The sequence below is a fragment of the Pseudomonas sp. GW821-FHT02C04 genome, from assembly GCF_059421845.1.
Map to the genome: position 1 here is coordinate 476723 of NZ_JBWKVT010000001.1, position 13515 is coordinate 490237.

Below are 13515 nucleotides of genomic sequence, written 5' to 3' on the forward strand. Positions count from 1 at the left end.
ATTATGGAATACTTTGTGCTTTCTCAAAAAGAAGAGTCCGGTTGCCCGGTCGGATTCTTGCAGGCGGATCTATACGATAAGTTCTATTCAGATACCAAGGACGTTGAGCATGGTTTTTTTTCGTGGTACGCGGAGAAAATTCATTACAAAACGCACACGCCTTATCCAGAAGGCATGGTGCTTATTTCCAAAGACAAGCTCTATGACTTTGATATACGTAGCATTGCCCGCTTTTATATAGTCAGTGACGAATTCATGTCTGTTTGCAGCGAGTTGGATGTTGCTGTTACTGATTCGGTGCCAATCAAGGTGGTTTCCAAAGCTGGAGAAAGTATTTCATCCAGAAACTACAATGCTGTTCTTTTTGAGGAACTGGATGCGCGCTCGCAAACTGACCCGGCATCGACTTTTATAGAGGAGGATGGGTTGATTTTCAGATTCAAAAAGCTTGTATTGCCAGCAGGCTTTAATCGGAATCTGTTCAAGTTCAAGGGGCTGATTTCAGGTAGTAATACGCTTATCTGTTCCAGTGAGTTCAAGAAGCTCGCGGAGGGGATCAAAGGGGTGAACTTCACTCCTCTGAAGGATGTGATCTGGTCGGGCGTGAGACCTATTTGACTGCGAGCACAGAGTTTATGAATTTTTATGTGCTTTCACAGAAAGAGGAGCAAGGCTGTCCTGCCGGGATTTTACGTGCTGATCTTTTCGACAGATATTATTCCTGCACAAGAGATGTTGAATTTGGCTTTTTTCCCTGGTACGCGGAAAGGGGGAAGCCCGGGCCGCGTACACCCTTTCCGGAGGGCATGGTTTTAATTTCCAAAGATGAAAACTATGAATTCGATATTCGCAGCGTTTCGAAATTTTTTTATGTGGTGAGTGACGAATTTTTAGCCGCCTGCAATAGCTTCAACGTGAATGTGGTTGATAGCGTCAGGATTGACGTGCTTTCGGAGGGCGGAAAACGCACTTCCTCAAAACATTACAATGCTGTGTTGTTCGATGAGTTGGATGTACGGACAAACTGCGATCCAGCCTCTACGTTTGTAGAGGAAAAGGGCAGGCCAATCAGGTTCAAAAAATTAATTCTCGGTGATGATTGGAAACTCGATCTTTTCAAGTACAGAAGACAGGTATCAGGAAGTGATAGCTTGATCTGCTCTGAGGCGTTCAGGGATGCGGCAATCGATTTCAAGGGTGTTGATTTCACCCCTTTGGAAACGGTTGCCTGGTCAGGGATTAGACGAATATGAAAGATGTAAAACCGGATTTTCGCCTGGTCGATAAAACCAGTCCTGTTCATATTCAGGTATTTGGAGGTAATAGCTCTGATGGCCCGGTGTACGAGGAACTCCCGGCTCGTCATGTAGGCGCGATAGCCTATGAACTGCTGTCCTCACCCGGGCTGGCGCTGAATATGGCTCGCGGAGACGTCATATCGATCAAAAACAAAAACACCCATGCGGTAGTGCTTGAACGAGGTGGTAACTTTTGCATTCACATCTACGCCGATTCCATTCCAGCTGCGGATATCGCTGAGCTGGAAGTCGATGTGCGGCGTGAACTGGGTGGAACGCTGGACGGCGTGTTTGAGGGCAATCTTTCGTTGGCTGTTCCAGCGAGCAACGGGATGAACAAGATCAACGAGGTTTTTGACCGATTTCGCGATAGAACCGGGATTCAATGGTATTACGCCAACATCTATCAGAACCTGGATGACGATGATGACGAGACGCTGTTGAACTGGTGGCTCGAAGGCTGACGACCCTGAACCCACAATCGAATGGAATCGGATCAACAAACAAGGAGTGGCTGTGAGCGAACATGAGCGGGTTTATCCCAGTGCTGCGCAGAACGCGATCTGTGAAAAATACGGGATGTCTGTGCTTCCTCCCGAGGAAATGGTCGCTATCGCCATCGAGTCGCTAGGGAACACACCCATTTATGGCACACGCGTTTGTTTGCCGGATGGGGGGAATGTCAGCTGGTTCATCCACGGCGGCACGCATTCAGCGGCGATTGATTTTTACCAGCCGGTTTGTATTGAACACTTACCCGAAATGCTTCCGCTGGTGATGAAATATCTGTGTTTACCCACGGGCGCCAAATTCATCATCGATACCCAAGGGTACGAAGACGTCTGGATGGCTGAGTAACCTGGTCAAAGGAGTGACAACATGAAAGACGCCATTCGCTTGGGCGACTCCACCACTCACGGTGGGAAGGTCCTCGAAGCCTTCTCCCAAACCGACCTCAACGGCAAGCCGATTGCCGGGGTCGGCCACAAGGTCAGTTGCCCATTGTGCAAGGGGATTTTCCCGATTGCCGAGGGCAGCAGCACCTACACCGTCGATGGCACACCCATTGCGCTGGACGGTATGAAAACAGCCTGTGGGGCGGCGCTGATTGCCAGCGGGCCCAAAGGGGCCGTTGTCAGCTAAACCATATTTGCACATTGATTGCCATCTCCATGACGCGGCCTTTTCGGCGCGTCATTTCAACAAGATTTGCTTCAACCAAAACATGCTTCACCCAAAACAGAGTTCAAAACGCTCCAACATTTAAAGGAATAAATATGAAAACCGCTTCTTTGATTCTCGCTATGGCAGCCGCTTTTGGCACCAGCATGCTCGCCCACGCCGAAGGGCAAGACGCCGCCACCCTGAAAGGGATATACGACAACGGCCGCAACATGTCAGGCCTGATCAAAAGCTGCGTCGACAAGGGGTTCCTGAAAGCAGATAGCACCGAGAACGCCAACAAGATGGTTGCATTCGTCGGCAACATGCCGGGCGATTTCGACAAGCGTGACGGTGACAAGAGCGAACAGTCTGGCCGTAAAGGCGAAGTGTTCACGGATGGGGAATACAAGAGCCTGGAAAGCAACCTGCCGCCGAACCTCACCCTCAAACAATGGTGCGAACAGGCCGATCAAGGCATGCGCGAAGGGTTGAAGCGCGTCGGTCTGTAGCAGTCAGCCGATTCAGGACCGACGGTAACGGCAAGCCGATTGCCGCGGTCGGTCCTGAGGTCAGTTGAACCCCCTCAATAGACAGACCTAAGCTAATGCAAAAAAGATATTTGTTCGGAGTTTTATATATCGTTTAGTTTTGATTCACAGACGAATCAAAGCATCAAACCGACAGACCCCCGATTGCCATGACGGCACACGCTGAATCGATCACAGGCTCTTCAGGTTTGATTCACACGGGAGTGAATCATGCCGCACACCTCAGAAATCACCGCATTGCCCATCCTCGACCTGTCCCTGCTCGACGGTACGCCGCAGCAGCGCCAGACCTTTCTCGATGACTTGCGCCACGCCGCGCGCGACGTCGGGTTTTTCTACCTGACCGGGCATGGCATCGACGCCAACTTGCTCCAGCAAGTACAAGACCACGCTCGCCAATTCTTTGCCTTGCCTGACAGCGAGAAAATTGCCGTCGGCATGGTCAATTCCCCGCACTTTCGTGGCTATAACCGCGCCGCTTCGGAGATCACTCGCGGCCAGCCTGATCAGCGTGAACAGTTCGATCTGGGCGCCGAGCGTGACGTCTTGCCGTTGACGGCCGACAGTCCGCTGTGGGCGCGCCTGCAAGGTCCCAATCAATGGCCCGAGGCATTGCCGCAACTCAAGCCGTTGCTGCTCGATTGGCAGCAAGCAATGACCCAAATGTCTTTGCGCCTGTTGCGTGCGTTTGCCCAGGCGCTCGCGCTTCCGGAAGACGCCTTCGACCAGTTGTACGGTGATAAACCCAACGAACATATCAAGTTGATTCGCTATCCCGGGCAGCCCTCGAAAGCGAGCAATCAGGGCGTCGGCGCGCACAAGGATTCGGGTTTCCTCAGCTTCCTGCTGCAAGACCAGCAGGCCGGTCTGCAAGTGGAAATCGAAGACGGTCGCTGGATCGATGCGCTGCCTCGCGAAAACACCCTGGTGGTCAACATCGGCGAGCTGCTGGAACTGGCCACCAACGGTTATCTGCGCGCCACGGTGCATCGCGTGGTTTCGCCGCCAGCGGGCAGTGAGCGCTTGTCCATCGCGTTTTTCCTTGGCGCGCAACTCGACGCGGTCGTGCCGCTGTACCCGCTGCCGGCAGTGTTGCTGCGCGAGGCGCGGGGCCCGGCGAGCGATCCGCTCAATCCGTTGTTCCGTGACGTCGGCTGGAATTACCTCAAGGGCCGACTGCGCTCCCATCCCGATGTCGCTCAGCGCTTCTATGCCGATGCGTCGAATACCCGGACACCGCTTCGCAAGACCGCCAACGCCTGATCCATCACTCGCAAAAGGACTCTTCCCATGTTGAAAAAAGCAGGCTTGACCCTGGCCGTCCTCGGCGCGCTGGTGACTTCGTTTGGCGCTCAGGCGCTGGAACCGTTGCGCGTTGCCGCCGACCCGGTGCCCCACGCGCAGATTCTGGCGTACATCCAGAAGATCGATCCGCAACTGAACCTCAAGGTGATCGAAATTCCTCAGGGCGTGAACTCCAACGAGCTGCTGGTACACGGCGATGTGGACGCCAACTACTTCCAGCATTTGCCGTATCTGCAATCCCAGGAAAAGGCCCTCGGCGAAAAACTCGCGGTGGCCGCGACGGTGCACATCGAGCCGTTGGGCATTTACTCCCACCGTCACAAAACTTTCGCCCAAGTGCCGGACAAAGGCACCGTCGCCGTACCGAACAACGTCACCAACCTGAGCCGTGCGCTGTACCTGTTGCAGGACAACGGCCTGATCAAGCTCAAGCCCGGTTTCAATGACCCGGCGGCCGATCAGGCGACGCCCAAGGACATCGCCGAAAATCCGAAACACCTGAAAATCCTTGAAATCGAATCGCCGCAGCTGCCTCGCGCATTGGATGACGTGGACCTGGCAGTGATCAACGGCAACTACGCGCTGGAGGCCGGTCTGGTGCCGGCCAAGGATGCGCTGGGCCTGGAGAAGGCCGAGCACAACCCGTACGCCAACATTCTGGTGACCACGCCGAAACTGGAAAACGATCCGCGCATTCAGCAACTGGCCAAGGACCTGACTTCGCCGCAAGTGGCCAAGTACATCGCCGAGAACTTCAAGGGTTCGGTGATCCCGGTGGCGGACGCCAAGCCATGATCCTCGTCGAGCAGTTGAGCAAGACTTACCCGTCAGCGCCGACACCGGCGCTGGATCAGGTATCGCTGAGCATTCCCGATGGCGCGATCTACGGGATTCTCGGGCGCAGCGGCGCGGGCAAGTCGACGTTGCTGCGCTGCCTCAATCTGCTCGAACGCCCGGACTCCGGACGGATTCTGCTGGACGGCGAAGACCTCACGGCGCTGTCCGACGGTGAACTGCGTCGGCAGCGCCAGCGCATCGGCATGATCTTTCAGGGCTTCAACCTGCTGCATTCGCGCAACGTGTTCGACAACATCGCAGTGCCGCTGGAAATCGCCAAGGTCGCGAAACCCCAGCGCCACGAACGGGTTAGGGAGCTACTGGATCTGGTGGGCCTGAGCGACAAGGCCGAAGCATTCCCGTCGCAGCTTTCCGGCGGGCAGAAGCAGCGGGTGGGCATCGCCCGGGCCTTGGCGGCGCGTCCGGCGTATCTGCTGTCGGACGAAGCCACCAGTGCCCTCGATCCGGAAACCACCGCTTCGATTCTGGAGCTGTTGCGCGACATCAATCGGCAACTCGGTTTGACTATCGTGCTGATCACCCACGAGCTGGACGTGGTCAAGTCGATCTGCGATCACGCCGCGTCCATGGCCAATGGAAAACTGGTGGAGTCGGGGCCGGTCGCCAGATTGCTGGCCACTCCGGATTCCGCACTCGGTGCCTCGCTGCGGCCCAGTTGCGGTTTACCGCTGGGGCACGACGCACCGGGGCTGAGTTTTCTCCGGCAATACGGCGTACGGGCGGCCCACTCATGAACCGTACCGTCGACTGGAATGAAATCCTGCAACTGGTGCTCAACGCCACCGGTGAAACCCTGTACATGGTGCTGCTCGCCGGGCTGTTCACGCTGTTGATCGGCCTGCCGCTGGGCGTTTTGCTGTTCATCAGTCGCCGCCAGGGTTTGTACCCGTTACCCCGGATCAATCAGGCACTGGGCGCAGTGATCAACCTCGGTCGGTCGCTGCCGTTCGTGGTGATGCTGATCGCCCTGATCCCGCTGACCCGGCTGGTGGTCGGCACCACGCTGGGCAGCACGGCCGCCGTGGTACCGATCACCATTGGAGCCTTTCCGTTTTTTGCGCGGATCGTCGAGAACGCCCTGGACGAAGTCGAAAAGGGCCGGATCGAAGCAATCCTCGCCATGGGTGGCGACATTCGCCACGTGATTTTCAAAGTGCTGTTGCCCGAAGCGCTGCCGGCCTTGCTGGCGGGCATCACCCTGACGCTGGTGATGTTGATCGGGTTTTCCTCCATGGCCGGGGTCATCGGTGGCGGCGGACTGGGTGATCTGGCAATCCGCTACGGCTATCAGCGATTCAACAACGAAGTGATGGTCGCCACCGTGGTGGTGCTGGTCATCCTCGTCCAGGGCGTGCAGAGCCTGGGCGATCGGCTGGTGCGATCGCTGGCTCATCGACGTTGAATGTCGGTTGCGGGCTTACTTTTTGAGGGGCGTGACGAGCACCGTTTCGTCGGTGTCGAGCACAAATACCGCCAGCAGTCGCGCAGGCTCGGTGTCGCTGGCGTTGGCACTCACCAGGTGCACGGAGCCCGGTTCCTCGACGAAATTTTCGCCGACGTGGTAGATCTTTTCCGGCTCACCTTTGACTTTGATGCGGAACGAGCCTTCCAGAACCGTGGCGTAGATGAAGGCGGTTTTCGGATGGGTATGGGACGGCGAAGCAGCTCCCGGCCCGTATTCGACGACCACACCCCGCATGCTTTTGCCGGGGATGTTGGGAATCGGCCGATCAAAGACCACCGAGACCTTGCCGGCAGGTGGCTCTGCGGCCGACGCGGCGCTGATCGACAACGCTGAGAATACAGCGATCAACAAAAATCGAATAACCATGATTTGTCTCCTGGGCAGACAGCAAAGGGAATGGCGCGAATGACTATCGCGCGGTCGACCGAGCGATCCAGTCTTCAAAACGAATGGCACCCAGGCGCGAGTGCTTGCCGGTGACCAGCGATTGATCGTCGAGCAGCGTCCCGTAGTAGCGTGCGTGCACGTCCGGTACGACCTTGCGGTTGTCCTGGCTCGCCTGCAGAAAACGTCGGACCAGTTCGTCCAGCGGCAGCGCTTCGGGCCCTCCGACATCCACTGAGCCGTTGAGCGGGGCGGCCAGGACGACGTCTGCCAGCGCCGCCACCACGTCGTCAGAAGCAATCGGTTGAATCAGCGCCGGTGGCACGCGAAGTTCATCGGCGACGGCAAAGGATTCAGCGATGCCACCGACAAATTCGAAAAACTGCGTGGCCCGCAGGATCGAGTAAGGCATGCCGGATGCCTTGATCAGGTTTTCCTGGGCCACCTTGGCGCGCATATAGCCGGCCTCGGGCAAGCGTTCACACCCGACAATCGACAGCGCTACGTGATGGCGCACCCCGGCAGCTGCTTCGGCCGCCAGCAGGTTACGGCTCGAGGTTTCGAAGAAGTCGAGGACGGCCTGATCCTCCCACGACGGAGCATTGGCCACGTCGACCACGACATCGGTGCCGTCCATGGCGGCCGCCAGACCTTCGCGGGTGATGCTGTTGACGCCCGTGCTGGGGCTGGCGGCGAGCACGTCATGGCCGCGCTCGCGAAGAAGGTTCACCAGTTTCGAGCCGATGAGGCCGGAGCCTCCGATAACGACGATCTTCATGGGGTCTCTCCTCGATGACGCCAACCATTGGCGTCGTTGGAATGGAGAGTGCCGGTGCAGGGGAGAGAAGTCCTTGTGGCGACCTTGGGTTTGCCTTGTCGAACCCTTGCATTTTTGTCCAGCCAGCGCCCCGGAATGGACGCAGTGGCGTGTTCAAGTCAGGCGTATTATCGTTCTCGACTTCTCACCATCTGCCGCCCGGGACACGGAGTTGAAGGCGCGTCGCCAAGGGACGTTCGCTGTGCCATTCACGTTTGAAGACTATGTACTGGATCAGGAACGTCGCGAGCTGACCTTGCGCGGGCAGGTCGTGCCCGTCGGCCCGCAGGTCTTCGATCTGTTGCTGCTGTTCGTCAACAACCCTGACCGCGTGCTGAGCAAGGACGAATTGCTCGGCGCGGTCTGGAGCGGGCGCATCGTTTCCGAGTCGACGATCACCAGCCACATCAACGCCGTGCGCAAGGCTATCGGTGATACCGGCGAGGAACAGCGTCTGCTGCGCACGGTTGCCCGCAAGGGCTATCGTTTCATTGGCCAGGTCAGTGCCGATATGACTGAGCCGGTGCCTGACACCGACGAGGGCTCAACTGCATCTCCCCGCGTATTGGCGCTGCCGGACAAACCTTCGATCACCGTCCTGCCTTTCTACAATCTGAGCGGCGATCCCGAACAGGACTACTTTGCCGACGGCGTCGTGGAGGACATCATCGCGGCGTTGTCGCGTCTGCGCTGGTTGTTCGTCATCGCGCGCAATTCGAGCTTCACGTTCAAGGGGCGGACAGTGGATGCCCAAGGGGTCGGGCAGGAACTGGGCGTGCGCTATGTGCTGGAAGGCAGTGTGCGCAAATGCGGAAACCGGGTGCGCATCACCGGGCAACTGATCGACGCCACGAGCGGGGCACACATCTGGGCCGAGCGGTTCGAAGGCACCCTCGACGACATCTTCAAGCTGCAGGATCAAATCACCGAAAGTGTCGTCGGGGCCATCGCGCCACAACTGGAGCGCGCGGAGATCGAGCGCGCCAAACGCAAACCGACGGAAAGCCTGGACGCCTACGATTACTACTTGCGCGCCATGGCAAAGCTGCACAGCGGCACTCAAGAGGCCATCGAGCAAGCGCTGCCGATGTTCTACAAGACCCTCGAACTCGATCCGGAATTCGCATCCGCCTATGGCATGGCCGCCTGGTGTCACTTCTGGCGCAAGCTCAATGGCTGGATGACGGATCGGCCGGCCGAGATCGCCGAAGGCATTCGACTGGCGCGTCTGGCGGTCACGCTGGGGCGCGATGATGCCGTGGCGTTGACGCGTGGCGGACATGCGCTTGCGCACCTGGCCGGTGATGTGGACGCCGGCATCGCTTTGCTCGACCGCGCGCGCCTGCTCAATCCCAATCTCGCGCCTGCCTGGTTTCTCGGCGGGATCCTGCGTGCGCTTCGCGGTGAAACCGCGCCTGCCATCAAGGATTTGAACCATGCCGCGCGCTTGAGTCCGTTGGACCCGGAAATGTTCCGAATGCACGTCGGCATGGCTCTGGCGCATTACTTCGCCGGGGACTTCGAGGCCTCGGCAGATTTTGCCGAAAAAGCCTTGGGCAACCTGCCCACGCTGCTGGTAGCTGCGGCGCTGGTAGCGGCCAGTCATGCGCTGGGCGGGCGCCCGGATAAAGCGCGCTGGGCGATGCAGCGCTTGCAGACGCTGAACCCGGCGTTGCGCCTTGGCCACCTCAAGGACTGGCTGCCGATTCAGCGTCCCGAGGATTTTGCCCGGTTCATTGAAGGGCTTCGACTGGCGGGGTTGCCGGAGTGATTGCTTGAGTGCACCTGCTCCGATCTCGCGGACATGCACGGCGGTACCGGGCCTAAGCTAATGCCAAAACGGTATTTGTTTGTTGTTTTTAAGATCGTTTAGCTTTTACTGACTCACCAATCAGACTTTCAAATAATAGAACCCTCGATTGCCATGACGGCACGCGCTGAATCGATCAAAGGCTCTGCAGAATTTTCTTGCTGATGGGCGCCACACACTGGCCCATCGACTTTAAGGATTTGTATGAGTGCGCCTGTCGCCGTGGCCTCCGAGCCGCTGATTCGTGTACGTGAACTGAGCAAGACCTTCGGCTCGAATCGCGCGCTGGACCGGGTCAGCCTGGAGATATTTCCCGCCGAAGTGGTTGCGCTGCTGGGCGCCAACGGCGCGGGCAAGTCGACGCTGGTGAAGATCCTCGCCGGCAGCCAGACCCACGATGGCGGCGAGATCTGGATCGATGGTCAGCCCCGGCATTTCAGTTCGCCGTTGTCGGCGCGCCGCTTCGGCATCGTCGCGGTCCATCAGCAGATCAACGAGGGCATCGCGCCCGGGTTGAGCGTGGCGGAAAACCTGCTGCTCGATGAACTGTGCCGCCCCGATGCGGACTTCTGGCTCAATCGCAAACGCTTGCTGGAGCGCGCCGCGAGTATCGCTGCCGGGCTCGGTCTTGTGCTGCCGCTGGAGCAACCGATCGAACACCTCGGCCAGGCCGAGCGGCAACTGGTGGTGCTGGCCCGCGCCTTCGCCCTGCAACCGCGACTGCTGATTCTCGACGAGCCCACGGCGGCCCTGTCGGATGCCGAAGCGCAGCGCCTGTTCGGGCTGATCGACACCTTGCGCAACCGTGGCGTGGCGATTCTGTACATCTCCCATCGGTTGTCCGATCTGCAACGGGTGGCCGACCGCGCCGTGGTGTTGCGTGACGGGCAACTGGCGGGTGAGTTCAGTGCCCGGCAATTGCCCGAGGCATTGGAAGCTATGCTTGGTCAGGCGCTAGAGGCTCACGTCTACACACCGCGAGCGACGGGGCACGAAGTGCTGAAACTGCTCGACGTGAAGATCCTGCCGCGCACCCAGGCTTTCGATCTGACCCTGCACGAAAACGAAGTGGTGGTGCTGACCGGCTTGCTCGGCGCCGGCAAAAGCGAAATCGCCGAAGTGCTGTTCGGGCTGCGCAAACCGGTGTCCGGCTCTCTGCAACTGGACGGCACCGACTGGCAACCGGACTCGCCCCGTGAGGCGATCCAGAGCGGCGTGTTCTTCGCCGCCGAGGATCGCGCGAGCCAATCGTTGGTGCCGGACTTTTCATTGCGCCGAACCCTGACCCTGCCGTTCCTCGAACGCTTCACCCGTGGCGGTTTCATCCGCAACCGCGCCGAAGCGGCAGCGGTGGAAGCGCAAGTCGCGGCACTGGGGATCAAGACCGCCGGCATCGATGTACCGATGAGTGCGTTGTCCGGCGGCAATCAACAGAAAGTCGTGCTCGGCCGCTGGCTGCTCGGCGAGGGCAGGGTGTTGATCCTCGATGAGCCGTTCCAAGGTGTCGACGTACGCGCCCGACGCGAGATCGGTCAGCTGCTGCGCGATAGCGCCGCTGGCCGCGCCACGCTGGTGATCTGTGCGGATGTCGATGAAGCCCTGGAAATCGCTGACCGGATCCTGCTGGTACGCGATCACGCCGTGGTGGCCGAGTACTCGCGTGTCGGACTGAGCCGCGCCACCCTGGTCGCCGCGCTGGCCGGTACTGATCCGCAGAATTCTTTTGTTCAAGCCGCGCCAAGGAGTAGAGCGAGTGCCTGATTCGAGTTCCCTGTTGTCATCCGCCCCGGCGCCGTCCGAGCGCTTCGTGCAAGCGCTGATCCGCTACGGCCTGCTGTGGGTGCTGGGGTTGATCGTGGTGTTTTTCAGTGTCGCGGAACCGGCGTTTCTGCGGGTCGGTAACCTGTTCAGCATCTTGCAGTCGGTGTCGATTGTTGCGCTGCTGGCGCTCGGCGTGACCCTGACCATGGCCGTCGGCGGACTGGACTTGTCCATTGGTGCGGTGGCCGCCATGAGTCTGATGATCGCCAGTTACGTGATGGTGGTGCTCGGTTGGGGCGCGGTGCCGGCGGTGCTGATCAGTCTGGCCGGTGGCGCGCTGGTCGGGCTGCTCAACGGCTGGCTGATCGTGAAGATGCGCGTGCCGGACATTCTCGCGACGCTCGGCAGCATGTTCCTGGTGATCGGCGTGCAACTGATTCCCACGGGCGGGCGTTCGATTGCGGTGGGCATGACCCTGCCCAATGGCGATGAAGCCGAAGGCGCGTTCAGTGCGCTGTTTCTTGCGCTTGGGCGCGGGCGGCTGTGGGACGTCGTGCCGATTCCGGTGTTGATCACGGCGGTTGTCGCGGTGGCGGTGTGGCTGTTTCTCGAGCGTACACGCATCGGTCGATTGTTCTATGCGATTGGCGGCAACGAGCAGGCGGCGCGTCTGGCCGGTGCGCCGGTGCAGCGCTTCAAGTTGCTCGCTTACGTGCTCTCGGCGCTGCTGGCATCGCTCGGCGGATTGTTGTTGGCGGCGCGGTTGGGGCGCGGCGATGTCAGCTCCGGCAACGGTCTGGTGCTGGATGCACTCGGCGCCGCACTGATCGGTTTTGCTGTGCTCGGCGCGAAGAAGCCCAACGCGTTCGGCACGCTGGTCGGTGCGCTGCTGGTGGCTTCGTTGCTCAACGGCCTGACCATGCTCAACGCGCCGTATTACGCGCAGGATTTCGTCAAGGGACTGGTGCTGGTGCTGGCCCTGATGTTCACCTTCGGCCTCGCGCATCGGGCGCGCTGAGCCGGTTCATTGATGCTTCAAGGAAAGATCCATGCACGGTTCAATCAAGCAGTTCGCACGCCATTGCCTCACTGGCGCCTTGCTCTCGGCGCTGGCGCTCAATGCCCAGGCCAAGGCCTTGCCGGGGGCGCCGGCACCGTTCGACAAAGGTCAGGTACAGATCGCGCTGGTGGGTTATCTGTTCTCCGGAGATTTCCCTGAAGCCTACCTGCGCGGCGTCGAGAAACAGACCGAAGCGTTGGGCGTCAACCTGCGGGTGTTCGACGCGCGGCAACAGGCGGCGAGCCAGGGCGAAATGATCGATCAGGCCGCCGACCTCGGCGTCGACGGGATCATCGTGCAACTGGGTCTGGCCGAAACCCTCAAGGGGCCGATCGACCGGGCGCTTGCCAAAGGCATCAAGGTGGTCGCGTTCGACGTCGATTTGAACACGCCGCAAGTGACTCAGGTCGAGCAGGATCACCACGCGCTGGCGCGTCTGGCACTCGATCAGGCAGTCAAGGACAACGGCACCCGTTTCGACGCCGGGTACGTCTACATCAGCGGTTTCACACCGATGGAACGCCGCGACGAGATCTGGAGCCAGGTCAAGGCGAGCAATCCGGGGATCATCGAGAAGGCTCGATTTGGCACGCTCAATCCGCCGATTGCCAACTCGGTGGCCGATCAGGCCAGCGCCGTGCTGCGGGCCAATCCGGGAATCAGCGTGATCTTCGCGCCGTTCGACGAGTTCGCCAAAGGCGCGAAAATCGCCGTGGACGAGGCGGGTCTGAGCAGCAAGGTGAAGATCTACAGCGCCGATATTTCCACCGCCGACATCCAGATCATGAAAGAGCCGGGCAGTGCCTGGGCCGCGACGGCAGCGGTCAATCCGCAAGTGGCCGGCGCGATCAGCGTGCGCAGTCTGGCGCTGCTGATTGCCGGGGAAAATCCGGGGCACAAGGTGCTGGTTCCTCCGACCCTGATCACCCGCCAGCAACTGCTGGATCTGGACGTGAAAAACGTGCGGGACCTGGGGCAGAAACTGCCGTCCTTCGGTGACACCGCCAATGTGGCGCGGGCGCCGTGGATTCCCGTGGCGAACTGA

At 59.5% G+C, this 13515-nt stretch carries 16 protein-coding genes; 14 read left to right on the forward strand and 2 right to left on the reverse strand.

The features are described from left to right. Window positions 1–3: 3 nt before the first annotated feature. The 10 genes from AC07VV_RS01980 (at window position 4) to AC07VV_RS02025 (ending at window position 6575) form a co-directional block, all read left to right on the forward strand. Window positions 4–618, forward strand: coding sequence for an Imm43 family immunity protein (locus AC07VV_RS01980; RefSeq protein WP_495035050.1), 615 nt, complete (start codon window positions 4–6; stop codon window positions 616–618). Between the two features lie 17 nt (window positions 619–635). Next, window positions 636–1253, forward strand: a complete 618-nt coding sequence (locus AC07VV_RS01985) for a hypothetical protein (RefSeq protein WP_495035051.1) — start codon at window positions 636–638, stop codon at window positions 1251–1253. A 23-nt stretch (window positions 1254–1276) separates the two neighbouring features. Beyond that, window positions 1277–1762 carry a DUF4265 domain-containing protein gene (locus tag AC07VV_RS01990; RefSeq protein ID WP_495035918.1) on the forward strand — a complete coding sequence of 162 codons (486 nt, stop codon included), beginning with the start codon at window positions 1277–1279 and terminating at the stop codon, window positions 1760–1762. A 52-nt stretch (window positions 1763–1814) separates the two neighbouring features. Next, complete coding sequence (locus AC07VV_RS01995; RefSeq protein WP_255261940.1) at window positions 1815–2156, forward strand: immunity protein Imm33 domain-containing protein; 342 nt, start codon at window positions 1815–1817, stop codon at window positions 2154–2156. A 21-nt stretch (window positions 2157–2177) separates the two neighbouring features. Further along, complete coding sequence (locus AC07VV_RS02000) at window positions 2178–2441, forward strand: PAAR domain-containing protein (protein WP_007918680.1); 264 nt, start codon at window positions 2178–2180, stop codon at window positions 2439–2441. A gap of 134 nt (window positions 2442–2575) precedes the next feature. Next, window positions 2576–2971, forward strand: coding sequence for a hypothetical protein (locus AC07VV_RS02005; protein WP_495035052.1), 396 nt, complete (start codon window positions 2576–2578; stop codon window positions 2969–2971). Window positions 2972–3220: 249 nt separating this feature from the next. Continuing rightward, the gene (locus AC07VV_RS02010) at window positions 3221–4273 is read left to right on the forward strand and encodes an isopenicillin N synthase family dioxygenase (RefSeq protein ID WP_495035053.1); all 1053 of its coding nucleotides are present in this window, start codon (window positions 3221–3223) and stop codon (window positions 4271–4273) included. A gap of 27 nt (window positions 4274–4300) precedes the next feature. Further along, the gene (locus AC07VV_RS02015; RefSeq protein WP_249490799.1) at window positions 4301–5110 is read left to right on the forward strand and encodes a MetQ/NlpA family ABC transporter substrate-binding protein; all 810 of its coding nucleotides are present in this window, start codon (window positions 4301–4303) and stop codon (window positions 5108–5110) included. Then, window positions 5107–5907 (forward strand): methionine ABC transporter ATP-binding protein, encoded by an 801-nt coding sequence (locus AC07VV_RS02020; protein ID WP_495035054.1) that lies wholly within the window; start codon window positions 5107–5109, stop codon window positions 5905–5907. The genes AC07VV_RS02015 and AC07VV_RS02020 overlap by 4 nt, the downstream gene beginning before the upstream one ends. Then, window positions 5904–6575 carry a methionine ABC transporter permease gene (locus AC07VV_RS02025; RefSeq protein WP_493073650.1) on the forward strand — a complete coding sequence of 224 codons (672 nt, stop codon included), beginning with the start codon at window positions 5904–5906 and terminating at the stop codon, window positions 6573–6575. The genes AC07VV_RS02020 and AC07VV_RS02025 overlap by 4 nt, the downstream gene beginning before the upstream one ends. Window positions 6576–6590: 15 nt before the next feature. Here the strand turns inward: AC07VV_RS02025 and AC07VV_RS02030 are convergent, their stop codons facing one another. Both AC07VV_RS02030 and AC07VV_RS02035 read right to left on the reverse strand, forming a co-directional pair. After that, complete coding sequence (locus AC07VV_RS02030) at window positions 6591–7004, reverse strand: cupin domain-containing protein (protein ID WP_495035055.1); 414 nt, start codon at window positions 7002–7004, stop codon at window positions 6591–6593. Window positions 7005–7047: 43 nt separating this feature from the next. Continuing rightward, window positions 7048–7800, reverse strand: coding sequence for an SDR family oxidoreductase (locus AC07VV_RS02035; RefSeq protein WP_102622739.1), 753 nt, complete (start codon window positions 7798–7800; stop codon window positions 7048–7050). Between the two features lie 241 nt (window positions 7801–8041). On the opposite strand from AC07VV_RS02035, the gene AC07VV_RS02040 reads away from it, so the two are divergent. From AC07VV_RS02040 to AC07VV_RS02055, 4 genes are all read left to right on the forward strand, one after another. After that, window positions 8042–9610: a winged helix-turn-helix domain-containing tetratricopeptide repeat protein gene (locus AC07VV_RS02040; RefSeq protein ID WP_495035056.1), complete on the forward strand. Its 1569-nt coding sequence runs from the start codon at window positions 8042–8044 to the stop codon at window positions 9608–9610. A 243-nt stretch (window positions 9611–9853) separates the two neighbouring features. Continuing rightward, complete coding sequence (locus AC07VV_RS02045; protein ID WP_495035057.1) at window positions 9854–11410, forward strand: sugar ABC transporter ATP-binding protein; 1557 nt, start codon at window positions 9854–9856, stop codon at window positions 11408–11410. Beyond that, window positions 11403–12428 carry an ABC transporter permease gene (locus AC07VV_RS02050; RefSeq protein WP_495035058.1) on the forward strand — a complete coding sequence of 342 codons (1026 nt, stop codon included), beginning with the start codon at window positions 11403–11405 and terminating at the stop codon, window positions 12426–12428. The genes AC07VV_RS02045 and AC07VV_RS02050 overlap by 8 nt, the downstream gene beginning before the upstream one ends. A gap of 31 nt (window positions 12429–12459) precedes the next feature. Then, complete coding sequence (locus tag AC07VV_RS02055; RefSeq protein ID WP_495035059.1) at window positions 12460–13515, forward strand: substrate-binding domain-containing protein; 1056 nt, start codon at window positions 12460–12462, stop codon at window positions 13513–13515.

Bases quoted from the DNA above. Each gene is read 5' to 3' on its own strand.
- AC07VV_RS02010 (WP_495035053.1), top strand. From the start codon at position 3,221: ATGCCGCACACCTCAGAAATCACCGCATTGCCCATCCTCGACCTGTCC.
- AC07VV_RS02020 (WP_495035054.1), top strand. From the start codon at position 5,107: ATGATCCTCGTCGAGCAGTTGAGCAAGACTTACCCGTCAGCGCCGACA.
- AC07VV_RS02045 (WP_495035057.1), top strand. From the start codon at position 9,854: ATGAGTGCGCCTGTCGCCGTGGCCTCCGAGCCGCTGATTCGTGTACGT.
- AC07VV_RS02015 (WP_249490799.1), top strand. From the start codon at position 4,301: ATGTTGAAAAAAGCAGGCTTGACCCTGGCCGTCCTCGGCGCGCTGGTG.
- AC07VV_RS02030 (WP_495035055.1), bottom strand. From the start codon at position 7,004: ATGGTTATTCGATTTTTGTTGATCGCTGTATTCTCAGCGTTGTCGATC.
- AC07VV_RS01985 (WP_495035051.1), top strand. From the start codon at position 636: ATGAATTTTTATGTGCTTTCACAGAAAGAGGAGCAAGGCTGTCCTGCC.
- AC07VV_RS02035 (WP_102622739.1), bottom strand. From the start codon at position 7,800: ATGAAGATCGTCGTTATCGGAGGCTCCGGCCTCATCGGCTCGAAACTG.
- AC07VV_RS02025 (WP_493073650.1), top strand. From the start codon at position 5,904: ATGAACCGTACCGTCGACTGGAATGAAATCCTGCAACTGGTGCTCAAC.
- AC07VV_RS02055 (WP_495035059.1), top strand. From the start codon at position 12,460: ATGCACGGTTCAATCAAGCAGTTCGCACGCCATTGCCTCACTGGCGCC.
- AC07VV_RS02000 (WP_007918680.1), top strand. From the start codon at position 2,178: ATGAAAGACGCCATTCGCTTGGGCGACTCCACCACTCACGGTGGGAAG.
- AC07VV_RS01980 (WP_495035050.1), top strand. From the start codon at position 4: ATGGAATACTTTGTGCTTTCTCAAAAAGAAGAGTCCGGTTGCCCGGTC.
- AC07VV_RS02005 (WP_495035052.1), top strand. From the start codon at position 2,576: ATGAAAACCGCTTCTTTGATTCTCGCTATGGCAGCCGCTTTTGGCACC.